Source organism: Delftia sp. Cs1-4, from assembly GCF_000214395.1.
Classification (GTDB): Bacteria; Pseudomonadota; Gammaproteobacteria; order Burkholderiales; family Burkholderiaceae_C; genus Comamonas; species Comamonas acidovorans.
On the sequence record NC_015563.1, the window covers coordinates 2,421,869 to 2,446,986 of the forward strand.

General features: G+C 66.5%; 22 protein-coding genes. 8 read left to right on the top strand and 14 right to left on the bottom strand.

The window, feature by feature from the left end:
* Nucleotides 1–5: 5 nt before the first annotated feature.
* The 4 genes from DELCS14_RS10610 to DELCS14_RS10625 all read right to left on the bottom strand — a co-directional run bounded on the left by DELCS14_RS10610 (nucleotide 6) and on the right by DELCS14_RS10625 (nucleotide 4,348).
* Nucleotides 6–605, bottom strand: a complete 600-nt coding sequence (locus DELCS14_RS10610) for an RNA polymerase sigma factor (RefSeq protein ID WP_013801605.1) — start codon at nucleotides 603–605, stop codon at nucleotides 6–8.
* 214 nt (nucleotides 606–819) lie between these two features.
* On the bottom strand, nucleotides 820–2,118 hold the full coding sequence (locus DELCS14_RS10615; protein ID WP_013801606.1) for a lysine N(6)-hydroxylase/L-ornithine N(5)-oxygenase family protein: 1,299 nt from the start codon (nucleotides 2,116–2,118) through the stop codon (nucleotides 820–822).
* 11 nt (nucleotides 2,119–2,129) lie between these two features.
* Complete coding sequence (locus DELCS14_RS10620) at nucleotides 2,130–3,242, bottom strand: GNAT family N-acetyltransferase (RefSeq protein WP_043795957.1); 1,113 nt, start codon at nucleotides 3,240–3,242, stop codon at nucleotides 2,130–2,132.
* A 140-nt stretch (nucleotides 3,243–3,382) separates the two neighbouring features.
* Nucleotides 3,383–4,348 (bottom strand): alpha/beta hydrolase, encoded by a 966-nt coding sequence (locus DELCS14_RS10625; protein WP_013801608.1) that lies wholly within the window; start codon nucleotides 4,346–4,348, stop codon nucleotides 3,383–3,385.
* Nucleotides 4,349–4,593: 245 nt separating this feature from the next.
* On the opposite strand from DELCS14_RS10625, the gene DELCS14_RS10630 reads away from it, so the two are divergent.
* Both DELCS14_RS10630 and DELCS14_RS10635 read left to right on the top strand, forming a co-directional pair.
* Nucleotides 4,594–6,309, top strand: a complete 1,716-nt coding sequence (locus tag DELCS14_RS10630; RefSeq protein WP_013801609.1) for a cyclic peptide export ABC transporter — start codon at nucleotides 4,594–4,596, stop codon at nucleotides 6,307–6,309.
* Nucleotides 6,310–6,330: 21 nt separating this feature from the next.
* Nucleotides 6,331–7,185: a hypothetical protein gene (locus DELCS14_RS10635; protein ID WP_013801610.1), complete on the top strand. Its 855-nt coding sequence runs from the start codon at nucleotides 6,331–6,333 to the stop codon at nucleotides 7,183–7,185.
* 153 nt (nucleotides 7,186–7,338) lie between these two features.
* On the opposite strand, the gene DELCS14_RS10640 is transcribed toward DELCS14_RS10635, so the two are convergent.
* From DELCS14_RS10640 to DELCS14_RS10650, 3 genes are all read right to left on the bottom strand, one after another.
* Nucleotides 7,339–8,097, bottom strand: coding sequence for a 3-hydroxyacyl-CoA dehydrogenase (locus DELCS14_RS10640; protein WP_013801611.1), 759 nt, complete (start codon nucleotides 8,095–8,097; stop codon nucleotides 7,339–7,341).
* A gap of 131 nt (nucleotides 8,098–8,228) precedes the next feature.
* Nucleotides 8,229–9,275 (bottom strand): Fe(3+) ABC transporter substrate-binding protein, encoded by a 1,047-nt coding sequence (locus DELCS14_RS10645; protein ID WP_012206542.1) that lies wholly within the window; start codon nucleotides 9,273–9,275, stop codon nucleotides 8,229–8,231.
* A gap of 300 nt (nucleotides 9,276–9,575) precedes the next feature.
* Nucleotides 9,576–10,124, bottom strand: a complete 549-nt coding sequence (locus tag DELCS14_RS10650; RefSeq protein ID WP_013801612.1) for a phasin family protein — start codon at nucleotides 10,122–10,124, stop codon at nucleotides 9,576–9,578.
* A gap of 323 nt (nucleotides 10,125–10,447) precedes the next feature.
* Between DELCS14_RS10650 and DELCS14_RS10655 the strand changes: the two genes are divergently transcribed.
* From DELCS14_RS10655 to DELCS14_RS10680, 6 genes are all read left to right on the top strand, one after another.
* The gene (locus tag DELCS14_RS10655; RefSeq protein ID WP_013801613.1) at nucleotides 10,448–10,909 is read left to right on the top strand and encodes a thioesterase family protein; all 462 of its coding nucleotides are present in this window, start codon (nucleotides 10,448–10,450) and stop codon (nucleotides 10,907–10,909) included.
* A 115-nt stretch (nucleotides 10,910–11,024) separates the two neighbouring features.
* Entirely contained in the window at nucleotides 11,025–12,245 is a 1,221-nt protein-coding gene (pncB, locus tag DELCS14_RS10660) for a nicotinate phosphoribosyltransferase (RefSeq protein WP_013801614.1), read from the top strand.
* A gap of 61 nt (nucleotides 12,246–12,306) precedes the next feature.
* Nucleotides 12,307–13,734, top strand: coding sequence for a sodium:proton antiporter (locus DELCS14_RS10665; protein WP_013801615.1), 1,428 nt, complete (start codon nucleotides 12,307–12,309; stop codon nucleotides 13,732–13,734).
* A gap of 37 nt (nucleotides 13,735–13,771) precedes the next feature.
* Complete coding sequence (locus tag DELCS14_RS10670) at nucleotides 13,772–14,779, top strand: D-glycerate dehydrogenase (RefSeq protein ID WP_013801616.1); 1,008 nt, start codon at nucleotides 13,772–13,774, stop codon at nucleotides 14,777–14,779.
* A 110-nt stretch (nucleotides 14,780–14,889) separates the two neighbouring features.
* The gene (gene rmuC / locus DELCS14_RS10675; RefSeq protein ID WP_013801617.1) at nucleotides 14,890–16,380 is read left to right on the top strand and encodes a DNA recombination protein RmuC; all 1,491 of its coding nucleotides are present in this window, start codon (nucleotides 14,890–14,892) and stop codon (nucleotides 16,378–16,380) included.
* Nucleotide 16,381: 1 nt separating this feature from the next.
* Nucleotides 16,382–17,563 (top strand): MFS transporter, encoded by a 1,182-nt coding sequence (locus tag DELCS14_RS10680; RefSeq protein ID WP_013801618.1) that lies wholly within the window; start codon nucleotides 16,382–16,384, stop codon nucleotides 17,561–17,563.
* A 69-nt stretch (nucleotides 17,564–17,632) separates the two neighbouring features.
* Here DELCS14_RS10680 and DELCS14_RS10685 read toward each other — a convergent pair whose 3' ends face one another.
* The 7 genes from DELCS14_RS10685 to DELCS14_RS10715 form a co-directional block, all read right to left on the bottom strand.
* Nucleotides 17,633–18,502, bottom strand: coding sequence for an LOG family protein (locus DELCS14_RS10685; RefSeq protein ID WP_013801619.1), 870 nt, complete (start codon nucleotides 18,500–18,502; stop codon nucleotides 17,633–17,635).
* A 243-nt stretch (nucleotides 18,503–18,745) separates the two neighbouring features.
* Nucleotides 18,746–19,129, bottom strand: coding sequence for a monovalent cation/H(+) antiporter subunit G (locus DELCS14_RS10690; RefSeq protein ID WP_012206533.1), 384 nt, complete (start codon nucleotides 19,127–19,129; stop codon nucleotides 18,746–18,748).
* Nucleotides 19,126–19,404 carry a K+/H+ antiporter subunit F gene (locus tag DELCS14_RS10695; RefSeq protein ID WP_012206532.1) on the bottom strand — a complete coding sequence of 93 codons (279 nt, stop codon included), beginning with the start codon at nucleotides 19,402–19,404 and terminating at the stop codon, nucleotides 19,126–19,128. The genes DELCS14_RS10690 and DELCS14_RS10695 overlap by 4 nt, the downstream gene beginning before the upstream one ends.
* The gene (locus DELCS14_RS10700) at nucleotides 19,401–19,892 is read right to left on the bottom strand and encodes a Na+/H+ antiporter subunit E (protein WP_013801620.1); all 492 of its coding nucleotides are present in this window, start codon (nucleotides 19,890–19,892) and stop codon (nucleotides 19,401–19,403) included. The genes DELCS14_RS10695 and DELCS14_RS10700 overlap by 4 nt, the downstream gene beginning before the upstream one ends.
* The gene (locus tag DELCS14_RS10705) at nucleotides 19,889–21,685 is read right to left on the bottom strand and encodes a monovalent cation/H+ antiporter subunit D (protein WP_013801621.1); all 1,797 of its coding nucleotides are present in this window, start codon (nucleotides 21,683–21,685) and stop codon (nucleotides 19,889–19,891) included. The genes DELCS14_RS10700 and DELCS14_RS10705 overlap by 4 nt, the downstream gene beginning before the upstream one ends.
* Nucleotides 21,682–22,047 carry a Na+/H+ antiporter subunit C gene (locus tag DELCS14_RS10710; RefSeq protein ID WP_012206529.1) on the bottom strand — a complete coding sequence of 122 codons (366 nt, stop codon included), beginning with the start codon at nucleotides 22,045–22,047 and terminating at the stop codon, nucleotides 21,682–21,684. Before DELCS14_RS10710 ends, DELCS14_RS10705 begins: the two co-directional genes overlap by 4 nt.
* Nucleotides 22,047–25,025, bottom strand: coding sequence for a monovalent cation/H+ antiporter subunit A (locus DELCS14_RS10715; RefSeq protein ID WP_012206528.1), 2,979 nt, complete (start codon nucleotides 25,023–25,025; stop codon nucleotides 22,047–22,049). Before DELCS14_RS10715 ends, DELCS14_RS10710 begins: the two co-directional genes overlap by 1 nt.
* Nucleotides 25,026–25,118: the final 93 nt, after the last annotated feature.

The following is a 25,118-nucleotide window of genomic DNA, read 5'->3' on the forward strand; positions in this document are numbered from 1 at the left end:
GGGAGTCAGGATGCGTCGTCGGTCAGTGTACTGTTGTCGAAATCCATGGCGCTGCCCAGCGCATGGTCCTCGATCAGTTCGGAGCGCAGCTGGGCCAGCACGCGCGAGCAGTCCAGCGTGGCGCGCACCATGTGCTTGGCGACGGCCATTTCGGTGATGTTGAGCTGGTCGGCGATTTCCGCGCGCGTGTAGCCATGGGCGCGAAAGAGGATGAAGACTTCGCGCCGGCGAGGCGGCAGGCCTTCCAGCGCCTGGACGACGCGGTTCAGGATCTGGCGCTGGGCGGCCAGGGTTTCGCTGGAGGGCGCACTGTGCTGCACCACCAGTTGCTGGCGCGTCCATTCCTGGGCGGTCTTGCGCTTGCGCGCGTCGTCGATGCACAGATTGCGTGCCACGCGAAACAGCAGGGCGCGTGGGGATTCGATGCCGGCGTCGGGCAGGGTTTCGGCCTTCTTGCCGCTGCGCAGGCCCAGGGCGTGCACATAGACCCGCTCGAAGCTCGATTGCGCGATGTCGGCCGCATAGTGCGGATCCCTGAGATCGCGCGTGAGCTGGCGGCGCAGATCGCCATAGTGAGCCACGAGTTCCTGGATCAGGTCACGCATCCGGATACCTGCCTTTCCGCAAGGGCGATGGGTTGGAACCCCTGGGTCCGTACAGAGAAGGGCCTACCGGATGCTGCAACCCCGGCCAGGGCCGGGGTGGTGCAGCAGCGGGTATGGGATTCAGCGGCGCAGGTGATTCAAATTCAAATGCAAATGGTTTGCATTCAAATTATGGCATGGGAGATCCCTGCGCCATCATGCCCTGTGCGATCTTTCAATCCTGCAGCGCCAGCTGTTCTGTGCGCGCAACATCGGGTCTTTGGGCTTGCGCTGCCAGCAGGGCTTCACCGATTTCGCCGGTGCGCACCGAAGTGACGGACAGCAGGGTGTCGCTGAGGCCGTGGGAGCCCTCGCAGGCGCCCTGCAGGAAGATGGCGGGGCGAAAGTCCGACGTGGTGTGCACCTGGTAGTCGCGGCTCACGGAGAAGTCGCCCAGGTAGGGGGCCAGCGGGTCCAGCAGGGTCTTGTGGTGCTCGCGCGCATAGCCGGTGGCCAGCACCACCACGTCGTAGCGCGATGCATGGTCGATGCCGCTGTTGAGATCGCGCAGCCCCAGGTGGATGCCGTCGCTGGCCGCGCGCACGTCCTGCACCTCGTGGCGGCGCAGGAAGCGATGGCGCGTATCGCCGACGACCTTCTGTTCATAGAACACCTTGAAGATGCTCTCGATCAGTTCCAGGTCGGGACAGGCGTAGTTGGTGTGCCAGAACTCGCGCAGCAGGGCGCCGCGCTCGTCGTGCGGGCGGCTGTAGACATGGTCCACGAAGTCGGCGTTGAAGATTTCGTTGACGAAGGGGCTGTCGTCCGAGGGGCGGATGGAGCGGGCGCGCATGACCAGGTCGATCTCGGCGGCGGCGTAGCGGCCGTGCAGGTCCATGAAGATTTCGGCGGCGCTCTGGCCCGCGCCCACGACGGCGATGCGCAGCGGCCTGGCATGCTCGGCAATGCTGCGCAGGTAGGCGCTGGAGTGGAAGACGCGCGCGTCGCCGCGCAGGGGCTTGAACTGCTCGGGAATGCTGGGCGTGCCGCCGATGCTCATGACCAGGTTCTGGCCCAGGCGCTCATGCACGTTGCCGGCCGCATCGCGCGAGCGCACGCGCAGCAGCTCCACCTTGCCGTCGCGTTTTTCAGGCAGCACCTCGATGACTTCCTGGCCGTAGACGCAACGGTCCTCGAACTTGGAGGCGGCCCAGGCCAGGTAGTCGTTGAACTCGTGGCGGCTGGGAAAGAAGGTCTTGAGGTTGATGAAGTCCTGCAGCCGGCCCTTCTCGTGCAGGTAGTTGATGAAGGTGAAGCGGCTGGTGGGATTGCGCAGCGTGGCCAGGTCCTTGAGGAAGGACACCTGCATGTGGGCCTGCTCCAGCAGCATGTCCCGGTGCCAGGCGAAGCGCGGCTGCTTTTCGATGAAGACGGGGTGCATGGCCCGCGCGGTGGTTTCGCGCTCCTTGAGGGCGATGGCCAGGGCAATGTTGGAGGGGCCGAAGCCGATGCCGATCAGCGGGTGGGTTTGCATGGAAGGTCCTTTCATTGGGTCGATGCGTCCAGTGCGTCCGGCGCGGCTGCGTCGGTCTGCGGTATCCACAAGGCGTCTGCGAAAAAGCGTTCCCTGAGAAGGACTCCCAGCACGGCGCGCTTGTGCGGGAAGTCGAATTCCTTGACCAGCGCATAGCCGCAGCGCGGCAGGCTTTTGCGCATCTTGCGGTTGTCGGCGCGCGGCTCCACGACGATGCGCTGCGTGCGGCAGTCGTCCAGAAAGAGGTAGTGCGACAGCGAGGGCAGCCAGGCCGTCAGGTAGGGCTGGCCGCGAAACCGCGCCTCCCCCACCAGCGCATGCCAGCCCCGGTCATGGTCGCCCGCGTCATAGAAGGGGGCGATGCGGTCTTCCTTGGCCCAGTAGGCCTCGAAGTAGCCGAAGGGCTCGGCGTCGAAGCAGCCGATGAGGCCGAGCGCATGCGGGTCGCCGGCCATGCGCTGCAGGTAGGCGCGGTGGTGGGCGAGGTCGCCGCTTTCCTCCCAGAAATGCGCGACGACCGGGTCGTTCATCCAGCGGTGGATGAGGGGCAGGTCGGCCTCGGGCTCCACGGTGCGAAAGCTCAGCGTGCGGCCCAGCCAGGGGATGAAGCGGCGGTAGACCTCGCCGCGCGGCTTGTGCAGGCGCACGGGGTGGCGCCGGCCTTCGCTGATCGTGTAGTGCAGCGCATAGGGTGGGCGCGGGCGGGGCAGCCACAGGGGCTGCTGCCACAGCACGCTTCTTGCCACGCACGGTGCCTGGCCCGGCTGCACTGTGGCGATGCTGTCGCGCAGGCCGGGCGGCAGCCGGGGCAGGGACAGCTCGATGGCTTGCGTATCGGGATGCAGGCCAAAGCCGGCCTGCAGTGCGGCCAGCAGTTCATCCGCTTCGGGCATGCCCGAGCAGGGGCCCAGCCATTGCAGCTGCATCAGGCCTGGCGCGGCCGTGGGCGACAGGTTCCAGAGACTGTGCTTGCCGGGCCTGCCGGCATGCACGGACCCCGAACGTTCCAGGCGCAGCCGCTGTCCATCGCCGAAGACGCTGATCGTCTCGGCGCCTGCATGCGCAAGGTAGCTGGCGCCGGAGGCGTCTGGTGACGGTGTAGCGGTGGCTTCGACTGGACGCACGTGGACTCTTTCAGATGGAGTGGCCCGCGTGCGGGACACGGGTCGGGGCTCGGGCAAGGGCACAAGGGACACAAGGGACACAAGGCAGCCTCATGACCGGGATGACGCGCAGGAGCGGCAAATGTTCATGCCAGGGCCGTTCATGCCAGGGCCGGGCTGCGGGCCGCCTGGAAGGCATGGGCCAGTGCCTTGCAGAGCCGGTCGCGCAGCACCTCGGTCTCTTCGGTGACGGCGCCCAGCCGCGCAAAGTCATGGACCATGCCGGCGTAGATCTGCAGGTCCACGGCCACGCCGGCGGCCTGCAGCCGCTCGGCATAGCGCTTTCCTTCGTCGATCAGCGGGTCGTACTCGGCCAGCACCATCAGCGTGGGGGCCAGCCGGCCCAGGTCGGATGCCTGAAGGGGGGCAAAGCGCCAGTCCTGCCGGTCCGCATCGCTGCGCAGGTACTGGCCGAACATCCAGGCCAGGGTGTCACCTTCCAGCAGATGGCCGGTGGCCAGACGCGCATGCGAGTCACTGTCCTGCTGCGCTGCCGTGCAGGGGTAGAGCAGCAACTGCAGCAAGGGCTGGGGCATGCCCGCGTCGCGCGCGGCGATGCACAGGGCCGTGGCCAGCGTGCCCCCGACGCTGTCGCCGCCAATGGCCAGGCGCTGCGCGTCCAGGCCATGGCGGCCGCCGTGCGCCAGCAGCCAGGCCAGGGCGTCCTGTGCGTCGAGGAAGGCTGTGGGAAAGCGGTGCTCTGGCGCCAGCCGGTAGTCGATGGCCAGCACATTGCAGGGCGTGCCCAGCGCCAGGCTGCGGCACAGGCTGTCATGCGACTCGAGCCCGCCCAGCACATAGCCGCCGCCGTGAAAGAACAGCAGGCAGGGCGCGGCTGTGTGTTCAGGGGCTGCGCGGTAGAGCCGGGCACGGATGCGCGCGCCGTCGCGCGTGGGCAGATCCAGGTCCTCGGTGGGCAGATCGTCGCCCGGCAGGTCCAGCGCCAGCGTGGCGTTGTCGTAGGCGGCGCGCGCCTGCGCTGCCGTCATCTGGCTCATGCGCGGGCGGCTGGATGCCTGGGCGTTGGCGAGTTCAAGAAATGCTTGCAGGTCGGGGTGGAGAGCCATGGCGTCCTTCGGGTGTGCGGGAGACAAGGCAAAGCGGGCCGGTGCAGGGCAGGGCGCCCGCGCTGCCCCTTCTTCGTGATGACGCAGGGCGGCGGAATTTGTTCATCGCCTGGGCGGTGAACATTTTTGGCGCACGCACGTCTTGCAGGGAGTAGGGAGTGCTCGCCGTGCGCCGCGCTCCAGGAAACGCCGGGCCGCGCCGGCATTGCAAGGTCATGCGCCCACGGGCGCCAGAGGAATCCCTTATGGAAAACGCCAGCCGACCGCCTTCCGAGGTACTGCGCCTGCTCAGGCCCTTCCTGCCGTGGATGGCGCTGTCCGTGGTCACGGGCATTTGCGCGGGTGGGGCCACGGTGGCGCTGCTGGCGACCATCAACCAGGTGCTCAACCGCCCCGGTGGGCTGGCGGGCGGGCTGCTGCTGACCTTCATCGCCCTGTGCGCCACCGTGCTGGTGTGCCGGGCCACGTCCGACATGTCGGGCAATTTCGTGGGGCAGCGCCTGGTGGCGCAGCTGCGCAAGGAGCTGGCCGGCAAGATCCTGGCCGCGCCCATCGATGCGCTGGAGCGCTACCGCACGCACCGCCTCATGCCCGTGCTCACGCAGGATGTGGACATGATCAGCGACGTGGCCTTCGTGCTGGCCTCCAACGTGATCGCCCTGGCCATTGCGCTGGGCTGCCTGGCCTATCTGGCCCTGCTGTCGCCGCCGCTGTTTGCCATGCTGGTGGTGGCGCTGGTGCTGGGCGTCAGCCTGCAGGCGCTGGCGCAGTCACGCGGCGTGGCGGGGTTCTGGAAGGCGCGCGATCACGAGGAAGTGCTGCACAAGGCCTACCGCGCCATCAGCGAAGGCGCCAAGGAGCTGCGCATGCACCGCGCGCGCCGGGGCCGCATCTTCGACGGGCAGATTGGCTCCACCGTGGATGCCATCCGCCGCATCAACAGCCGCGCCATCAACACCTATGTGCTGGCCTCGGCCTTCGGTTCGGCGCTGTTCTTTCTGTTGATCGCCCTCATCCTGGGCTGGGCCGCGCTGCGCACCACCGAGCCCGTGGTGCTCAGCGGCTTCGTGCTGGTGCTGCTGTTCCTCAAGGGCCCCATGGACCAGATCGCGGGCGCGCTGCCCAACCTGGGCCGTGCCAAGGTGGCGCTGCAGCGCATTGCCGACCTGTCGGCGCGCTTTGCCAGCCCCGAGCCGCACCTGCACCTGGACAGCCCGCCCGGCGAGGTCCGCCTGGACCACGGCCTGGAGCTGCGGGGCGTGCGCTATGCCTTCGATGCGCCCGAAGACGGCAAGGCCTTCGAGATCGGTCCCATCGACCTGAAGCTGGGCAAGGGCGAACTGGTCTTTGTGGTGGGTGACAACGGCTCGGGCAAGACCACGCTGATCAAGCTGCTGCTGGGCCTGTACGCGCCCCAGCAGGGCGAGATCCTGCACGACGGCCAGCCGGTCACGGCCCTGGCGCGCGACGACTACCGCCAGCTGTTCACCACGGTGTTCTCGGACTTCTACCTGTTCGAGGATCTGGTGGCCGGCGGCGAAGAGGGCCAGGCCGCCGCGCTGCCCGAGGCCGCGCTGCCCTACCTGCAGCGGCTGGAGATCGCCCACAAGGTCAGCGTGCGCAACGGCAGCTTCAGCACCATCGACCTGTCCACCGGCCAGCGCAAGCGCCTGGCCCTGGTCCACGCCTATCTGGAGGGCCGGCCCGTGCTGGTCTTCGACGAATGGGCGGCCGACCAGGACCCGAGCTTCCGCCACCTGTTCTACACCGAGCTGCTGCCCGAGCTGCGCGCCAGGGGCCACCTGCTGGTGGTCATCTCCCATGACGATCGCTACTTCCACCTGGCCGACCGCATCGTGCGCATGGAGGCCGGCCGCATGGTCCTGCCGCAAGAAGGGGCGCAGCCGGTGGCGGCTGCATCGGCCAGTCCCGCCAGTCAAGGCGCGCTGGCCGACATCTGAATTCCTGCTGAATCCACGAACATGGCAAAGACAAAACTCGTCTACATCTGGTCCCTGAGAAACGCCGCCGCCGACCAGGCCGGCCAGCACATCGCCTACAAGGGCGCAACGCGCTACATGAAGTCGCCGCTCGAATACCTGGGCGAGTTGCTGGACACCAGCCCGCTGGGCGATATCTACAGCCTGGAGGCCGTGATTCACGACGACGACGAGGCCTCGCCGCGCGACCGCGAAAAAATCGGCGACTACGGCTTCAGCTACCAGCCGGGCGGCCGCTGGTTCTATCCGCCGGACCTGCGCATCCAGGGGCGCAGGGTCAATGACCTGCTCATGGCCGTGCCGTCCTCCTACCGGCGCCTGCCGCTGAACGATCCGCAGCGCGCCGCGGGCAAGCAGATGTTCGAGGCACAACTGCAGGACAGGCTGGTGCAGCTGGGTGCCGAGCGGGTGGTGCTGGACGGCCTGCTCGTCATCCTGGACCGGCTCGTGCGGCCCGGGGCCCTGTTCCACCGCAGGATCGCCAACATCCATCCCGGCATCACGCGCCTGGAGTCACCCTATGAACGCCGGGGCGCCTGTGCCACGCTGGACGCGCTGCATGGCGCGCAGGGCTACAAGATCGTGGACTGGAAGACCATGGAACAGCGCCCGGTCCAGCCCCTGTTCAAGACCGGCGCATCCTTTCACTACGTGGACAACGGCATCGACTCCGGCGAAGTCATCGCCGACGTGCTGGGCACCGACATCGATCCCGAAGACACCATCCTCGAACTGCGCTGGAACAACTTCCAGCACAGCCTGTTCCCTGCATTGCGAAAGGGGCTGGAGATGATGGCCAGAGCGCCTGCAGACACGCCTGCAGACACCATGGTGTGACAACGCGCGTATCTCAAAAACCGGCACGGCCCAAAGCGAGGGACACCGAGCAAGGGCCTATGCCGGCCGCGCCGCCCCGCCGCGAGGGTGTCGTCCCCCTCCCTCGCGAAGCGAGAAAGAGAGGGGGAAGCGGCGCAGCCGCTCAGGGGGTGCTTACTTCGGCGCCAGACGAATGGCCCCATCCAGCCGGATCACCTCGCCATTGAGCATGTCGTTGTCCAGAATGTGGCGCACCAGCTTGGCGTAGTCCTGGGGCGTGCCCAGGCGGCTGGGGAAGGGCACGCCGGCGGCCAGCGCGTCCTGCACTTCCTGCGGCATGCCGAATAGCATGGGCGTGCCGAAGATGCCGGGAGCAATCGTCATGTTGCGGATGCCGTTGCGCGCCAGATCACGCGCAATGGGCAGCGTCATGCCGACCACGCCGCCCTTGGACGCCGCATAGGCCGCTTGGCCGATCTGGCCGTCGTAGGCCGCCACGCTGGCCGTGGAGATCAGCACGCCGCGCTCGCCCGTGCTCTCGGGCTCGTTGGCCGACATGGCGGTGGCGGCCAGGCGGATCATGTTGAAGCTGCCGATCAGGTTGACCGTGATGGTCTTGGAAAACAGCGCCAGGTTGTGCGCGCCGTTCTTGCCCACGGTCTTCTCGGCCGGCGCAATGCCTGCGCAGTTGACCAGGCCTGCCAGCTTGCCCAGGCTCACGGCCTTGTCCACCACGGCCTGGCCATCGGCTTCCTGGCTCACGTCGCATTTGACGAAGACGCCACCGATCTCGCGCGCCACGGCTTCGCCCTTGTCCGCCTGCATGTCGGCAATCACCACCTTGCCGCCCTCGGCCGCCAGCATGCGCGCCGTGCCTTCGCCCAGCCCGGAGGCGCCGCCCGTGACGATGAATACCCGGTCCTTGATCTGCATGGAATGTCTCCTTGGTTATCTGACGTTGACGTAAACGTAACTCTCAAATTATGCATGCAGCCCCGGCCGCAGCCATGCCGCGCCCAAGAAAAAGCCCGGCAGTGCCGGGCTGGTGATGGGCGCGATGGGGGTTACTGGAACCCGGCACGGTCCAGCATTTGCTGGACCTTGGTCATGTTCTTGCCCACGGCCGTGATCGGGATGGTCTCGCTCTTGAAGGGCTTGCCGCCGGTCATTTCCTTGAGTGCGGGGTTGTCCAGTTCCACGCCCTTGGCTGCGGGCCACTCGTTGTTGCCGTTGGCAAAGTAGTTCTGGGCGGCGGGGCTGGCCAGGTACTCCAGGAACTTGACGGCGTTGTCCTTGTTCTTGGCATGGCGTGCCACGGCGCCGCCTGCGATGTTCAGGTGCGTGCCCCAGCTGGACTGGTTGGGGAAGACCACGCCGATCTTGCCGACCACGGCCTGGTCCTCAGGCTTGCCCGAGCGCATCATGCGCGCCAGGTAGTAGCTGTTGGTCACGCCGATGGTGCATTCGCCCGAGGCCACGGCCTTGATCTGGTCGGTGTCGCCACCCTTGGGCGGGCGGGCCAGGTTGGCCTTCATGCCCTGGATCCAGCCTTCGGCCTTCTGGTCGCCCATGTGCTCGACCACGGTGCCGAACAGGCTCAGGTTGTAGGGGTGCGAGCCCGAGCGGATGCACAACTGGCCCTTGAACTTGGGGTCGGCCAGCGATTCGTAGTTCTGCACATCGGCGGGCTGGACCTTGGCCTTGTTGTAGACGATGACGCGGGCACGTGTGGACAGGCCGAACCAGCTGATGCCATCGGCCGTGGGCTGGGCGCGCAGGTTGGAGGGAATGGCGTCTTCCAGCAGCTTGGAGTGGATGGGCTGGAACAGGCCATCGACCTCGCCGCGGTACAGGCGTGCGGCATCGACCAGCAGGATCACGTCGGCCGGCGAGGCCTGGCCTTCGGCCTTCAGGCGCGCAATGATGCCGGCGTCGTCGCCGTCCACGCGGTTGATCTTGATGCCGGTGGCCTTGGTGAAGCCGTTGTACAGCTCCTCGTCCGTGGAGTAGTGGCGCGCGGAGTAGAGGTTGACGACCTGGGAGTCGGCAATGGCTGTGCCGGCAGCCACCAGGGCGCAAGCGGCAAACAGGGCTTTCAGGGATTTCGACATGAAGACAGGCCTCTCTTTGTTGGCAAAGCGCGATGATAGGTCAAACGCGAATTGTTCTTAATAAAGGGTGGGGCCCGTCTAAGGGCTTGTGCGCGGTGGTCCCTGGTGGGCCGTGAGCCAAGGCGCGCGAAAAGCGCACGAAAAAAAACCCAGTCCAAAGACTGGGTTTGAAAGGATCCAGAAACGGGGGTTTCAAGAGGATCCAAGGAGACAACTGGTCAGGTCTTTCGACCCGGGATGCGTGCAATTATGCGGGTAATCACTGATTCTTGCACGCAGCCCCGTTGTAAGACAGCGTGATCAACGCTTGCGGGTCTGGGCCGACTGGACGGCTTCGTTGGCGGTGTTGGTCACGGCCGTGAAGTTGGCTTCCGCCAGATCCGAAGCCTGCTTGACGGCCTTTTGCACCGACTCGAAGGCATTGTTGGCAGCCGACACGGCGCTCTTCATCACGGCAACGGCGGTTTCGGAACCGGCGGGTGCGTTCTTGGCCGTGGTGTCCACCAGAGCGCTGAAGTTCTTTTGCAGGTCGGAAGCCTGGCTTTCGAAGGTCTTGGCCAGTTCGGCGCCGGTGCCGCTGGCGATGTCGTACAGGTGACGGCTGTAGGCAGCGGTCTTTTCAGCCAGGGGCTGGAACAGGTTGGCCTGCAGCGACAGCAGTTCCTGTGCGTCCTTGACGCTCAGGACAGCCTGGGTGTGCTGGGCAGCTTCGGTCAGTGCGGCGCGCGAGGCGGTCACGTTCAGTTCCACCAGCTTTTCAACGCCTTCGAAGGCCTTGCTCGTCAGGCCGAACAGGGTTTCCAGGTTGGCCTTTTGTGCGCTCAGGATTTGGTCAGGGGTCAAGCTCATGTCAGTCTCCAGAAAAACGGACCACAGGGGTCTCGGGTTACGGGGAATTGCCTGCGCTGACCTGACTGAGTGTCATGTTGCAGTGCAGCATGGGTCTTATTGTAGGGATTGCAAAAAAGGAATCAAGTACCTGATGCTGCGGTGCAGCAAAAAAATTAGGAAAGCTGTGGGTTTTTTGTAAGTCTTTGATTTTGAATTGGTTTTATGTCGGTTTGACGACATTTTTCAGTTGGCATGCTTACTCGCTTGGCGAGTGATCGGCAGCAGTGCGCGTCGTGATGGCGACAGTGGCCGGGGACAGGGCGCATTCGGCCGGCGGCACAATGGCCGCCATGAATGAATCGCTCCCGAGCCGCCCCGCGCCGCAGCCCCGTTCGGCCTATGCGGCATTCCGACGCATCAGCACGCGCTGGTCGGACAACGATGTCTACGGGCACGTCAACAACGTCGTCTATTACAGCTGGTTCGATACGGCGGTGAATGCCCATCTGATAGAGCAGGGCGCGCTGGACATTCATGCGGGCGAGACGATAGGACTGGTCATAGAGACCCAATGCAATTACTTCGCCCCGCTGGCCTTTCCGCAGGAGGTGGAGGCCGGCATCCGCGTGGCCCGCATCGGCGGCTCCAGTGTGCGCTACGAGGTGGGGCTGTTTGCACAGGGTGAGCCGCTGTCGGCCGCAGCCGGGCATTTCGTCCATGTCTATGTGGACCGGCAGACGCGTCGGCCTGCCCAGATTCCGCAGGCGCTGCGCCGGGTGCTGGAGCCGTTGCTGCGCGGTTGATGGCGTTCGGGGCGCATGCAAGGCGCCCGCTCGCAGCGCGGCGGCGTGTGGATGGCCTACACTCGAAAGCTGTCTGCCATCTGACCGCTTGGGCGCTTACCGCCCGGCTCTGTCCATGATCATCACCAGCCTGCTCGATACCGACCTGTACAAATTCACGATGATGCAGGTGGTGCTGCACCAGTTTCCCGGGGCACAGGTCGAGTACCGTTTCAAGTGCCGCAATCCCGGCGTGCAGCTTGCGCCCTATGTGAACGAGATCCGGGCCGAGATCCGCTCGCTGTGCAGCCTGCGGTTCCAGGATGCGGAGCTGGCCTACCTGAGCTCGCTGCGCTTCATCAAGAGCGATTTCGTCGATTTCCTGAGCCTGTTCCACCTCAACGAGAAGTGCGTCACGGTGCAGGCGCTGCCCAGCGGCGAGATCGACATCACCATCCGCGGGCCCTGGCTGCACACCATCTTGTTCGAGATTCCCGTGCTGGCCATCGTCAACGAGGTGTACTTCCGCAACACCCAGCCGGTGCCCGATTTTCCCGAGGGCCGGCGCCGGCTGGATGCCAAGATCGCGCTGCTGCAGCAGCCGGGCCTGGAGCAGCTCAAGATTGCCGACTACGGCACGCGCCGCCGTTTTTCGCGGGCCTGGCATGAAGAGGTGCTGCGCGTGCTGTGCGCACGCCTGGGCCGGCCCGGCGCATCCGCGGAGTCCGAGGGGCAGTTCGCGGGCACCAGCAACGTGCTGTATGCCATGAAGCTGGGCGTGCGGCCCCTGGGCACGCTGGCCCATGAATACCTGCAGGCCTGCCAGTCCCTGGGCCCGCGCCTGCGCGACAGCCAGATCTTCGGCTTCGAGTCCTGGGCGCGCGAGTACCGGGGCGACCTGGGCATTGCGCTGTCGGATGTCTACGGCATGTCGGCCTTCCTGCGCGATTTCGACCTGTACTTCTGCAAGCTCTTCGATGGCGCGCGCCATGACAGCGGGGACCCGTTCGAGTGGGGCGAGCGGCTGCTGGCCCACTACCGCGCCAACCGCATCGATCCGCTGACCAAGACGCTGATCTTCAGCGACGGCCTGACGGTGCCGCGCACCATCGAGCTGTTCCAGCGCTTCCACGGGCGCTGCCAGCTGGCCTTTGGCATCGGCACCAACCTGACCAATGACCTGGGCGACGCGCCCGACCATGTGCCGCTGCAGATCGTCATCAAGATGACCCGCTGCAACGGCCAGCCCGTGGCCAAGCTCTCGGACACGCCGGGCAAGAGCATGTGCGACGACGAGAAATACCTGGCCTATCTGCGCCAGGTATTCGAGATCGCGGCGCCCGCGGCACAGACTTGATCGCTGCGCGGCCCGCTGCCAGGAGGGGACAGTGAATACAGAACAAAGAGGAGACGGGACCATGAAGGCCTTGCGTGGATTGTTGGTGCTGCTTGTCGCCTGCGTGCCCTCCTGGGCCCTGGCGGCCGAGATCGATGGCGGCCAGCTGTCGGTGCTCTGGGGCGTGCCCTTTGCGGGCATGCTGCTGTCGATTGCCCTGGTGCCGCTGGCGGCGCCCCATTTCTGGCACCGGCATTTCGGCAAGTTGACGGCGGCCTGGGCGCTGGCCTTCCTGCTGCCCTTTGCAGCGGTGTTCGGTGCGGGTGCGGCCCTGGCCAACCTGGTGCATGCGCTGCTGGCCGAGTACCTGCCCTTCGTGATCCTGCTGACGGCGCTGTACACGGTGTCTGGCGGCATCTATGTGCGCGGCAATCTCAAGGGCTCGCCGGGGCTGAACACGGCCATCCTGGCGATCGGCGCCGTGCTGGCCAGCTTCATGGGAACCACGGGCGCATCGATGCTGCTGATCCGGCCGCTGCTGCGCGCCAACGACAACCGCAGGCACCAGGTGCATGTGGTGGTGTTCTTCATCTTCATCGTCTCCAACGCCGGGGGCTCGCTGACGCCGCTGGGCGATCCGCCGCTGTTCCTGGGCTTTCTCAAGGGCGTGGACTTCTTCTGGACGGTGCGCCACATCTTCACCGAGACCCTGTTCCTGGTCGGCGTGCTGCTGGCGCTGTTCTACGCGATCGACACCTGGCTGCTGCGCAAGGCCGGCGAGGCGGACCTGCCCGATCCCACGCCCAGCATCGACGCCTCGGGCCGCGCCAGCCGCCTGGGCTTCGATGGCAGCGTGAACTTCGCGCTGCTGCTGGCCGTGGTGGCCCTGGTGCTGATGAGCGGCCTGTGGCGCACCGATGCGGGGCTGGTGCTGGCCGGCACGCATGTGGGCCTGCCGGGGCTGGTGCGCGATGCGGGCCTGATCGTGGTGGCGCTGCTGTCCCTGCGGCTCACGCCGCGCAGCGTGCACCAGGCCAACGAATTCGGCTGGGGCCCGATGCAGGAAGTGGCCAAGCTGTTCGCGGGCATCTTCCTGACCATCATCCCCGTGATCGCCATGCTCAAGGCGGGCACGGGCGGGCCGTTCGGCGCCATCGTGGGCGCCGTCACGCGCGCCGACGGCACGCCCGATCCGCTGATGTACTTCTGGGCCACGGGCCTGCTGTCCTCCTTCCTCGACAACGCGCCGACCTACCTGGTGTTCTTCAACACCGCAGGGGGCGACGCCGCGCAGCTGATGACCACGATGGCCTCCACGCTGGCGGCCATCTCCGCGGGCGCGGTGTTCATGGGTGCCAACACCTATATCGGCAACGCGCCCAATCTGATGGTCAAGGCCATTGCCGAGGAGCGCGGCGTGAAGATGCCCAGCTTCTTCGGCTACATGGCCTGGTCGCTGGGCATTCTGGTGCCGCTGTTCGTATTGATGAGCTTCATCTGGTTCCGCTGAAGAACCGCCTCCCGCCAAGACAAGGAAAGAGACAGACATGGAAAGCAAACCCCGCATCCTGATCGCCCGCGCCATCCCGCCCGAGGTGGTGCGCAAGCTGGAGCAGCACTTCGAGGTCGAGTCCAACCAGGACGACGTGGTCTGGAGCCAGCAGGAGCTGGCCGCGCATCTGCAGGACAAGGACGGCGTGCTGACCACAGGCTCGCAGACCATCGATGCGGCACTGCTGGCGGCCTGCCCGCGCCTGAAGGTCGTGGCCAACATGGCCGTGGGCTACAACAACTTCGACGTGCCCGCGATGACGGCAGCGGGCGTGCAGGGCACGAACGCGCCCGACGTGCTGACCGAGACCACGGCCGACTTCGGCTTCGCCCTGCTCATGGCCACGGCCCGCCGCGTGACCGAGAGCGAGCACTACCTGCGCGCCGGAAAGTGGAACTCCTGGCGCTACGACCTGTTCGCCGGCTCGGAAGTGCACGGCAGCACGCTGGGCATCATCGGCATGGGCCGCATCGGCCAGGGCATTGCCCGGCGCGGTGCGCATGGCTTCGGCATGAAGGTGGTCTATCACAACCGCTCGCGCCTGTCGCCCGAGCTGGAAGCCGAATGCAAGGCCGGCTACGTGGGCAAGGACGAACTGCTGGCCATGGCCGACCATGTGGTGCTGGTGCTGCCCTACACCAAGGAAAACCACCACACCATAGGCGCGGCCGAGATCGCAAGGATGAAGCCCACGGCCACGCTGATCAACATCGCGCGTGGCGGCATCGTCGATGACGCGGCGCTGGCCAGGGCGCTGCGCGACAGGACCATTGCCGCCGCCGGCCTGGACGTGTTCGAGGGCGAGCCCTCGGTCCATCCCGACCTGCTGACCGTGCCCAATGTCGTGCTGACCCCGCACATCGCCAGCGCCACCATGGGCACGCGCAGCGCCATGGCCGAGCTGGCAGCCGACAACCTGATCGACTTTCTGAGCGGCAAGGGCCCGCGCACGCCCGTCAACCAGCCCGAGGCGGCGGCCGCAGGCGCGCGCGCCAAGGCCTGAGTGCCGTATTCCGACAATTGCGGGAAGGCAGGCCCTGGCCGCTTCCCGCTGCATGGAGCTGAAGCAAGATCTTGACCCAGATATCCGGAGTGTGGTGGGCGGCATGGGCTGTGCTGCTGTTGGGGCAGGCGGCCGTGATCTGGCTGCTGTGCAGGCGCTCGGCGCAGCGCGATGACGGGGTGGCGCCGCAGCAGTTGCTGCAGGCGCTGCAGATGCTGGATGTGCGGCTGCAGCAGCTCGAGCGCGGCGCCCAGGCCACGCAGATGGCCGTGGCCAAGAGCGACGGCGGGCTGGACCGCGTATCGCAGCAGCTGCAGGCCCATCTGGCCCAGGCCCAGCTCGATGCACAGGCTGCGCGGCGCGAGCAGGGCGAGGCGCTGGCAGCCTTTCGCATGGAACTGGGCCGGCTCACGGTGCGCCTGGCCGCCGACAGCGCCCAGGCCCGCGAGGCGCAGGGTGAAAGCACGCAGCGTTTCAACGCCCATGTGCAGGAGCGCTTCGAGGCGCTGGCGCAGACCACGCGCAGCACGCTGGACTCCCTCAAGAACGACATCCAGCAGCAGCTGGGCGGGCTGGCGCAGTCCAGCCAGGTCCATGCCGAACAGCTGCGCGGCACGCTCAACGAGCGCCTGGCCACCATCCAGTCGGACAACGCGGCGCGGCTGGAGGAGATGCGGCGCACGGTGGACGAGAAGCTGCATGCCACGCTGGAGCAGCGCCTGGGCGAATCGTTCAAGCTGGTCAGCGACCGGCTGGAGCAGGTGCACAAGGGCCTGGGGGAGATGCAGACACTGGCCGGCAGCGTGGGCGATCTCAAGCGCGTGATGACCAATGTGAAGACGCGCGGCACCTGGGGCGAGCTGCAGCTGGGCGCCATCATCGAGAACGTGCTCACGCCCGAGCAATACGCGCGCAACGTCAAGACCGTGCCCGGCAGCGACGACATGGTGGAGTTCGCCATCCGCCTGCCCGGGCGCAGCGACGAGACGCCGGTCTGGCTGCCCATCGATGCCAAATACCCGGTCGAGCAATACCAGCGCCTGCTCGACGCCCAGGATGCGGCCGACAAGGCCGCCATTGCCTCGGCCGGCAATGCCTTCGAGGCATCGATCAAGTTCGAGGCCCGCAAGATCCATGGCAAGTATGTGAGCCCGCCCCACACCACGGACTTTGCCGTGCTCTACCTGCCCACGGAAGGCCTGTTTGCCGAGGTCATGCGCCGCCCCGGCCTGGTCGAGGCCGTGCAAAACGGCTGCCGCGTGATGGTCACCGGCCCGGCCAACCTGGCGGCCATGCTCAGCAGCCTGCAGATGGGCTTCAAGACGCTGGCCATCGAAAAGCGCTCCTCCGAGGTCTGGGCCGTGCTGGGCCAGGTCAAGACCGAGTTCGCCAAGTTCGGCGAAGTGGTGGATGCCACGCGCAAATCCATCGATGCCGCCGCCAAGCGCTTCGAGCAGGTGGGTGTTCGCACGCGCGCCATCCAGCGGCAATTGCGCGATGTGCAGGAGCTGCCCGCGCCGGCCTCGAGCGCAGGGCTGCCCGGTTTGCCGGACGGCAAGGACACGGCGGCAGGCATGGAGCCAGGGCCGGAGCAGGACTGAGATGAATCTGGCGCTGTTCAAAGTCATCATGGCCCAGGTCAGCGTGCACGCCACCATGGCCGGCATGCGGCTGGCCGCGCCTTTGCTGGCGCTGCAGCAGGGCTACAGCGCGGCGGCCGTGGGGATCTTGCTGGCGCTGTTTGCGCTGACCCAGGTGTTCCTGGCGCTGCCGGCCGGGCGCTTTGCGGACAAGCATGGTTTTCGCAAGCCGTTTTTCCTGTCCATGCTGGCGGCCAGCGGCGGCTGCGCGCTGGCGCTGGCGTTTCCGGTCTATCCCGTGCTGTGCCTGGTGGCGCTGCTGACGGGCGGAGCCAGCGGCGCGGTGGTGATTGCCGTGCAGCGCCATGCAGGGCGGGTCACCCACGATGCGTTGGCGCTCAAGAAGGTGTTCAGCTGGCTGGCCATAGGGCCGGCCATCTCCAACTTCATCGGGCCTTTCAGCACCGGGCTGCTGATCGATCACGCGAATTTTGGCGGCGAGGGCAGCACCATGGGCTACCGCGTCGCCTTCGGCCTGCTGGCCCTGGTGCCCGTGCTGGCCTGGAGCTGGGTGCGCCACACACAGGAGCTGCCGCCCGTGCGCGCGCCCATAGGCGGTCCGAAGCAGCATGCCTGGGACCTGCTGCGCGACCGCAACTTCCGCAACCTGCTGCTGGTCAACTGGCTGCAGTCGGCGTGCTGGGATGTGCACACCTTCGTGCTGCCGCTGCTGGGCCATGAGAAGGGGTTGAGCGCCTCGGTCATCGGCACGCTGCTGGGCATTTTTGCCGTGGCGGCCGCCGCCATCCGCCTGGCCATGCCGCTGGTGGCCGAGCGCCTGCGCGAAGGCGCCGTGATCTCCGGTGCCATGGCCATCACCGCCTTCGTCTTTGCGCTGTACCCCTTCATGGACTCGGCACTGACCATGGGCGTGTGCTCGGTGCTGCTGGGCTTTTCGCTGGGCTCGGTGCAGCCCATGGTCATGAGCATGCTGCACCAGATCACGCCCGAGCACCGCCATGGCGAGGCGCTGGGCCTGCGGCTCATGGCCATCAATGCCTCCAGCGTGGCCATGCCCGTGCTGTTCGGCTCGGCGGGGGCGCTGATCGGCGTGTCTGCGCTGTTCTGGGTGGTGGGCGCGGCCGTGGCCTCGGGCATCCGCACGGCCTGGTTCATGGGGCTGCCGCCGCGCAAGCCGGAATGAAAAAGGCGACCTGCGCCTTGGTGCGCAGATCGCCTTGCGATGCGTTGGCGGCCTGCCGGCCGCTGCGGCTTACCAGCCGCCAGCGTGGAACTGCTTGATCAGCGCCCAGGCCTCCACCGGATCATCGGTATACCGGAACAGCTGCAGGTCCTTGGGCGAGATCGTGCCTTCCTCGATCATCAGGTCGATGTTGAGCAGCCGCTTCCAGAACTCGGTGCCGAACAGGATCACGGGCACGGAATGCGTCTTGCCGGTCTGCATCAGGGTCAGCACCTCGAACAGCTCGTCCAGCGTGCCGAAGCCGCCGGGGAAGGCCACCAGGGCCTTGGCGCGCATCATGAAATGCATCTTGCGCAAGGCGAAGTAGTGGAACTTGAAGCTCAGGTCCGGCGAGATGAAGCGGTTGCCGTTTTGCTCGTGCGGCAGCTCGATGTTCAGGCCGATGCTGGGTGCGCCCACATCATGGGCGCCACGGTTGGCCGCCTCCATGATGCCGGGGCCGCCGCCGGTGCAGATATAGAGGCGCTCCTCGGGCGGCTGGTTCAGGCTGTCGGCGGCCACGATGCGCGTGAAGGCGCGGGCCTGCTCGTAGCGGTGGGCGTTGCGCACGGCGCGCTCGGCCACTGCAATGCGCTGTGCATCGCCGCTGGCCTGCGCGTCGGCCAGTTGCTGCTCGGCCTGCTCCAGGTCCACGAAGCGCGCGCTGCCATAGACCACGACGGTGTTTTCTATGCCGCGTTCGATTTGGGCCAGGTCGGGCTTGAGCAGCTCCAGCTGCATGCGGATGCCGCGGGTCTCGCGGCGGAACATGAATTCCGGGTCCGCGAAGGCGAGGCGATTGGAATTCTGCTGCAATGCCATGCCGTTGTGTGCCTGGTTGTGAAGGGCCGACCAGCCGTTGGCCAGATCGGTATCGGTCAGGGGGGAAGAGATTTGCATGAACCCTCGTACACAGAAAAACCCAGGGCGGCCACGCCTGTGGCCGTTCCATCAAATGCGTTGCCAGCGCAGATGATGACTGCACTATACGCTCACAAACTCATAGCCGCGGGGCTCGCGTATCCGTTGCTTTGCGCATTGACGGGGCCGGTGGCAGATTCATATGCTGAGCAGTTGGGCAGGGCTTGGGCCTGGGGCCCGCCACCGGCAATGGGCGGGTATTTTCAGGCGCCGCAAGCGATTTCAGACGTCCGGGTGCTCGGCCGGTTCGTTGCGCACGACGGTGCTCAGCGGCGGCGGCACGTCCTGGCCCGCACGGCGCGCGCGGAACAGGGCTGCGCGCATCAGGAAGATGGTGGTGATGGGCACGGTCACGGAAATGAAGACCGCAATCAGCAGCGCATGCACGGCCAGGCTCTGGCCGCTGACGGAAAAGTAGATCCAGGTGGCATGCATGATCAGCCAGCAGCCCATGGTGGCGATGATGGAGGGCGCATGGACGCGCTCGAAATAGCTGCCCAGCCGCCACAGTCCCATGGAGCCCAGGAAGGCGATGATGGCGCCGCCCAGCGCCAGCGCGGCAACCAGGATCTGGCACCACAGCGGCAGTGTGGTCTCCGGCGTCATTCGATCACCTCGCCGCGCAGCAGGAACTTGGCCATGGCGGTGGAGCCCACGCAGCCGAACAGAGCGACCAGCAAGGCCGCCTCGAAGTAGCTTGTGCTGTCGTAGATGATGCCCATGAGCAGCATGGCCAGCATGCCGTTGAGGTACATGCAGTCCAGCGCCAGCACGCGGTCCTGGGCGTGCGGACCCTTGAGCAGGCGCAGCACGGCGCAGCCCATGGCCGCGACCAGCAGGCCCAGCGCGAACATCAAAGTCCAGTGGAACCAGGGCATCATTCGAAAATCTCCATCAGGGGGCGCTCGTAGCAACGCTTGACGTGCTGGACGATCTCCTCCGGATCATCGACCTCCAGCACATGCAGCATGAGCTGCGAGCGGTCGCGCGAGATCTCGGCCCAGGCCGTGCCGGGCGTGATGCACACGATCATGGCGAGCACGGCCAGGCCGTTGGGGTCGCGCAGTTCCAGCGGGATGCGCACGAAGTTGGCCGGGTGCTTGCGCATGCCCGGAAACAGCATGAACCGCACGACGTTGAAGTTGGACAACGAGGTGTCCCAGACCACGCGCAGCGCCAGGCGCAGGATGGTCAGCGGATGGCGCACCCGCACGGGCAAGGGGCGCAGGCCGCGCAGCAGCAGCGGCAGCAGCAGGCCCAGCAAGGCGCCGAGCAGGATCTGTCCACTGCTGAACGAACGGTTGAGCAGCAGCCACAGCAGGAACAGCGCCACCGACAGCAGCGGCGCGGGCAGCAAGGTTTTCATCATCGGGAATCCTCCTTGCCCGCCGTCGTGCCTGCATCGCCTATGCCTGCGGGTATGGGCGCGCCACTGGCCTGGGCCGCGGCGCGTGCCGCGCCTTCAGGGCCGGCTTCCAGGCGGGCCTTCTTTTCTGCCGGGCTGGGCTCGGGCTGCGTGCCCATGACGGAGCGTACATAGACATCGGGCGCCAGCAGCGCATCGGCTGCGCGCTGTGTGTAGCCCATCAGTTCGCCGCCGCGCATCGTCAGTGCCACGCAGCAGGCCAGCAGCAATGCGATGGGCAGGCCTTCGACCACGCGCAGCGAGGGGGAGTTCTGCTCCTCGGTCGCCCAGAAGTGGCGTATGCCGGCGCGCACCAGCGACAGCAGGGCCAGCAGCCCGGTGATGATCATCAGCGTCACCAGCACCCAGCCGGCCCAGCCGGCCTGGAAGCCGCTGGAGTTGCCCAGGCCCAGCGGGTTGAGCAGGGCAGACAGCATGGCGAACTTGCCCACGAAGCCCGACAGCGGGGGCAGGCCGGTAACCACCAGGGTGGCCAGCATGAAGCTCAGGCCGATGAAGGCGGCTGCGGCGGGAATGGCGCGGCCGATCAGCACCTCTTCGGATTCGTCAAGGTTGAATCCCTCGGTGGGAAGCAGCTCGGCGTTGAGGAAGGGCGCCTCATCGTCTTCATAGGGCTCGCCCGCGTCGTCGTCCACGCGCCAGCGGTCCACCACGTCGGCAATCAGGAAGAGCGCGCTCACGGCCAGGGTGGAGCTGGGCAGGTAGTACAGCAGCCCCGCCGTCAGCGCGTTCTGGCCAAAGCCCGTGGCAGCCAGCAGGGTGCCTGACGACAGGATGGCCGCAAAGCCCGCGATATGGGTCAGGCGCTGCGAGCCCAGCATGCCCAGGCCGCCGAAGGCCATGGTCAGCATGCCGCCGACGATCAGCCAGGTGCTGCCGAACAGGGCGGAGGAGCCGGCCTCGGAGCTGAACAGCAGCGTCCACAGCCGCAGCACCACGTAGACGCCCACCTTGGTCATGAGCGCGAACACGGCACCGACGGGCGCGGTGGCCGCGCTGTAGGCCGGCACCAGCCAGAAGTTCAGCGGCCACATGGCCGCCTTGGTCAGGAAGGCGATGCCCAGGATGGCCGCTGCCGAATGCAGCAGCCCGCGGTCGGCACTGCTGATCTGGGGAATGGCGCGCGCCAGGTCGGCCATGTTCAGCGTGCCGGTCAGACCGTAGAGCATGGACACGCCGATGAGGAACAGCGACGAGGCGGCCAGGTTGATGGCGATGTAGTGCAGGCCCGCCTGGATGCGCGCCCGGCCCGAGCCATGCAGCAACAGGCCGTAGGAGGCCGCGAGCATGATCTCGAAGAACACGAACAGGTTGAACAGGTCCGCAGTGAGGAAGGCGCCGCTCAGGCCCATCAGCTGGAACTGGAACAGCGAGTGAAAGTGCATCCCCGCGCGGTGCCAGCGGGCGCTGGAGAAGATCAGCGAGGCCAGGGCCACCGTGTAGGTCAGCACCAGCATCATGCCGGTCAGGCGGTCCAGCGCCAGCGAGATGCCGAAGGGCATGGGCCAGTTGCCCGGCATGTAGACGCCCAAGTTGACGGGTGCGCCGGCCTGGTCGGTCCACAGCATCAGCAGCACGGCCACGCCCAGGCCCAGCACGGTGGACACCAGGCCGAGGGCGAACTTCACGCGCTGGCGTTCCTCGCGCAGCAGCAGCATCAGCGCTGCCGAGAGCATGGGCAGCACGATGGGCGCCAGCATCAGGTGCGGCATGAGACGGGCGGTCAGCTCGTTCATGGCATCTCCTGCTCGGTGCGGGAATGGGCTCCGTCCACATGGTCGGTGGCGGTGGTGCCGCGCGAGGCCAGCAGCACCACGAGGAACAGCGCCGTCATGGCAAAGCCGATCACGATGGCCGTGAGCACCAGCGCCTGGGGCATGGGATCGGCATAGTGCGCGAGATCCTGCGGCACGCCGGCCCGCAGCACGGGCTCCTTGTCAATGGCCAGGCCCTGGCGGCCCATGCTGAAGATGAACAGGTTGACCGCATACGACAGCAGGGCCAGTCCCATGATGACCTGGTAGGTCCGTGGGCGCAGCAGCAGCCACACGCCCGAGCCGGTCAGTACGCCGATGGCAATGGCAAGCACGACTTCCATCAGAAACCTCCTCGCGCCAGGGCTGCGGCGGTGGCCTGCTGCACGGCGGCTTCGGCCTCCTCGGCCTGTTGTTGCTGCTCCTCCAGCAGGCGGGCGTGGTAGCGGTGGCTGCGCACCGATTGGTGGGCGATGGCCGTCAGAATGAGCATGGTCGCGCCCACCACCAGCGAGAACACACCGATGTCGAAGAACAGGGCGCTGGCGAGATGCACGTCGCCGACGACTGGCAGGGTCATATGGAAGGTGTGGCTGGTGAGGAAGGGATAGCCGGCCACGATGGAGCCCATGCCGGTACCCAGTGCGAACAGCAGGCCGACACCGATCCATCGGCGCGGGAAGATCGGCAAGTGGGCCTCGACCCACTGCGTGCCGGAGATGATGTACTGCATCAGCAAGGCGACCGAGAACACCAGGCCGGCGACGAAGCCGCCTCCGGGTTCGTTGTGGCCGCGCATGAAGATGTAGACCGAGACCAGGGCCGCGAAAGGCAGCAGCAGGCGGACCAGCACGGCGGGCACCATCAGGTAGCCCACGGCCGTATCGCCGGCATTGCGCGGATTGAACAGATCGGTCTGCAGGTCGCCTGGCACGTAGCGCTGCTGTTCGGGCAGGTCCAGCGTCTCGCGCGCCGGGCGGAAGCGCCGCAGCAGGGCATAGACCACCAGGGCCACGATGCCCAGCACCACGATTTCGCCGAAGGTGTCGAAGCCACGGAAGTCCACCAGCATGACGTTGACCACATTGGTGCCGCCGCCGTCGCTGAGCGCATGTTCCAGGAAGAAGGTGGAGGCGCCGTCATAGAAGGGGCGGCTCATCATGGCGAAGGCCAGCCAGGCCATGCCGCCCCCGGCCACCAGCGACAGCAGCAGGTCGCGCATGCGGCGCGAGCGGGCACGCAGCTCGGCGGACAGCACGGGAATGTGCAGGCTCTTGTCGCGCTTGGGCATCCAGCGCAGGCCCAGCAGCATCAGCACCGTGGTGGCGACCTCGACCACCAGCTGGGTCAGCGCCAGATCGGGCGCCGAGAACCACAGGAAGGTCAGGCAGGTGCACAGGCCGGCGCCGCCCAGCATGATCAGCGCGGTCAGCCGGTGGTACTTGGCCTTCCAGGCCGTGCCCAGGGCGCAGAGAATGCCCACGGCCCACAGCAGCACGAAGGCGGGCGACAGCGGCAGCATGCCCCGATCGCCCAGCTTGATGCCCTGCAGCCACAGCGGCAGAACGCCCGCCAGCACGGCGGTGCAGACCAGCCACAGCATCTGCCACTGCAGGCGCATGGTGGACAGGCGCCGGCGCGACCAGCGGCCCAGCAGGGACAGGCGGGCCAGCAGGTTCTCGAAGATGCGCTGGCCGCTGAGCGTGCCCACCAGCGGTGCGGTATCGATATGGCCGGCCTGGCGCTGCCAGCGCAGCAGCATGTACAGCAGGATGCCGCCAATCAGGGCGACCAGGCTCATGATCAAGGGCATGTTCCAGCCGTGCCAGATGGCCAGGCTGTACTCGGGCAGATCGCCGCCGACCACGGGCGTGGCGGCCGCTGCAAGGAAGCTGCCCACCGCCCATGCCGGCAGCATGCCCACCACCAGGCAGGCCAGCACCAGCAATTCGACGGGCACTCGCATCCAGTGTGGCGGCTCGTGCGGCTCGTGCGGCAGGTCGGTGGCCTTGGGGCCGAAGAAGACGTCGATGGTGAATCGCAGCGAATAGGCCACGCTGAACATGCCCGCCACCGTGGCGGCCACCGGCAGGGCCGTGCGCACCCAGGGGGCAGCGTCCAGGTAGACGGTCTCGGCGAAGAACATTTCCTTGGACAGGAAGCCGTTGAGCAGCGGCACGCCCGCCATGGCCGCACTGGCCACGCAGGCCAGCGTGGCCGTGATGGGCATCATGTGCCGCAGGCCCGAGAGGCGGCGGATATCGCGTGTGCCGCTTTCATGGTCAACGATGCCTGCGGCCATGAACAGCGAGGCCTTGAAGGTCGCGTGGTTCATGATGTGGAACACCGCAGCCACGGCCGCCAGCTTGCTGTTGAGGCCCAGCAGCAGCGTGATCAGGCCCAGGTGGGAAATCGTCGAATAGGCCAGCAATCCCTTGAGATCGTGCTGGAACATGGCCAGATAGCCACCGATGAGCAGCGTTGCCGCGCCGGCTCCGCCCACCAGCCAGAACCAGGCATCGGTGTCACCCAGCACAGGCCACATGCGCGCCAGCAGGAACACACCCGCCTTGACCATGGTGGCGGAGTGCAGGTAGGCCGACACCGGGGTGGGCGCGGCCATGGCGTGCGGCAGCCAGAAGTGGAAGGGGAACTGCGCGCTCTTGGTCAGTGCGCCCAGCAGGATCAGCACCAGGGCGACCAGGTACAACTGGTGGTCGCGCACCTGCTGGCCGGCGATGAGCACGTTGTCCAGGTCATAGCTGCCCACGATGTGGCCCAGCACCAGCATGCCGGCCAGCATGGCCAGGCCGCCCGTTCCCGTCACCGTCAGCGCCATGCGCGCGCCCCGGCGTGCATCCTTGCGATGGTGCCAGTATCCGATCAGAAGAAAGGAGAAGAGGCTGGTCAGCTCCCAGAAGAAGGCAATCTGGATGATGTTGCCCGACAGCACCACGCCCGCCATCGCGCCCATGAAGGCCAGAAAGAACGAGAAAAAGCGCGGCACGGGATCGGCCGGCGACATGTAGTAGCGCGCATAAAGCACCACCAGCGAGCCTATGCCCAGCACCAGCATGCAGAACATCCAGGCAAAGCCGTCCATGCGGATCACCAGATTCAGCCCCAGTGCCGGCAGCCACTCGATCTCCTGGCGCAGCACCTCCCCATCGGCGATCTGGGGGAACAGCAATGCCGTCTGGATGGCGCAGCCCAGAGCAATGACGCCGGCCAGCGTTGACTCCGTATTGCGCGCATTGGCGGGCAGCATTGCGGCAATCAGGCTGCCGATGAAGGGTAGGAGGATGAGGGTGATCAGGGGCATGGGCGGTTCATTTTACGGGCAAGGTTTTTTGCTTCGCTATGAAAACCTGAGCATGTTTCAGGCTATGGCCGCGCATAGCCCGAGGGTAGTACG

Excerpts from the sequence above, each read along its gene's own strand:
- DELCS14_RS10680 (WP_013801618.1), top strand. The coding sequence starts at position 16,382 with ATGAATCTGGCGCTGTTCAAAGTCATCATGGCCCAGGTCAGCGTGCAC.
- DELCS14_RS10610 (WP_013801605.1), bottom strand. The coding sequence starts at position 605 with ATGCGTGACCTGATCCAGGAACTCGTGGCTCACTATGGCGATCTGCGC.
- DELCS14_RS10635 (WP_013801610.1), top strand. The coding sequence starts at position 6,331 with ATGGCAAAGACAAAACTCGTCTACATCTGGTCCCTGAGAAACGCCGCC.
- DELCS14_RS10640 (WP_013801611.1), bottom strand. The coding sequence starts at position 8,097 with ATGCAGATCAAGGACCGGGTATTCATCGTCACGGGCGGCGCCTCCGGG.
- DELCS14_RS10690 (WP_012206533.1), bottom strand. The coding sequence starts at position 19,129 with ATGACGCCGGAGACCACACTGCCGCTGTGGTGCCAGATCCTGGTTGCC.
- pncB (WP_013801614.1), top strand. The coding sequence starts at position 11,025 with ATGATCATCACCAGCCTGCTCGATACCGACCTGTACAAATTCACGATG.
- DELCS14_RS10625 (WP_013801608.1), bottom strand. The coding sequence starts at position 4,348 with ATGGCTCTCCACCCCGACCTGCAAGCATTTCTTGAACTCGCCAACGCC.
- DELCS14_RS10705 (WP_013801621.1), bottom strand. The coding sequence starts at position 21,685 with ATGAACGAGCTGACCGCCCGTCTCATGCCGCACCTGATGCTGGCGCCC.
- DELCS14_RS10630 (WP_013801609.1), top strand. The coding sequence starts at position 4,594 with ATGGAAAACGCCAGCCGACCGCCTTCCGAGGTACTGCGCCTGCTCAGG.
- DELCS14_RS10685 (WP_013801619.1), bottom strand. The coding sequence starts at position 18,502 with ATGCAAATCTCTTCCCCCCTGACCGATACCGATCTGGCCAACGGCTGG.
- DELCS14_RS10615 (WP_013801606.1), bottom strand. The coding sequence starts at position 2,118 with ATGCAAACCCACCCGCTGATCGGCATCGGCTTCGGCCCCTCCAACATT.
- DELCS14_RS10655 (WP_013801613.1), top strand. The coding sequence starts at position 10,448 with ATGGCCGCCATGAATGAATCGCTCCCGAGCCGCCCCGCGCCGCAGCCC.
- DELCS14_RS10665 (WP_013801615.1), top strand. The coding sequence starts at position 12,307 with ATGAAGGCCTTGCGTGGATTGTTGGTGCTGCTTGTCGCCTGCGTGCCC.
- DELCS14_RS10670 (WP_013801616.1), top strand. The coding sequence starts at position 13,772 with ATGGAAAGCAAACCCCGCATCCTGATCGCCCGCGCCATCCCGCCCGAG.
- DELCS14_RS10700 (WP_013801620.1), bottom strand. The coding sequence starts at position 19,892 with ATGATGAAAACCTTGCTGCCCGCGCCGCTGCTGTCGGTGGCGCTGTTC.
- DELCS14_RS10650 (WP_013801612.1), bottom strand. The coding sequence starts at position 10,124 with ATGAGCTTGACCCCTGACCAAATCCTGAGCGCACAAAAGGCCAACCTG.
- DELCS14_RS10715 (WP_012206528.1), bottom strand. The coding sequence starts at position 25,025 with ATGCCCCTGATCACCCTCATCCTCCTACCCTTCATCGGCAGCCTGATT.
- DELCS14_RS10695 (WP_012206532.1), bottom strand. The coding sequence starts at position 19,404 with ATGATGCCCTGGTTCCACTGGACTTTGATGTTCGCGCTGGGCCTGCTG.
- DELCS14_RS10645 (WP_012206542.1), bottom strand. The coding sequence starts at position 9,275 with ATGTCGAAATCCCTGAAAGCCCTGTTTGCCGCTTGCGCCCTGGTGGCT.
- DELCS14_RS10710 (WP_012206529.1), bottom strand. The coding sequence starts at position 22,047 with ATGGAAGTCGTGCTTGCCATTGCCATCGGCGTACTGACCGGCTCGGGC.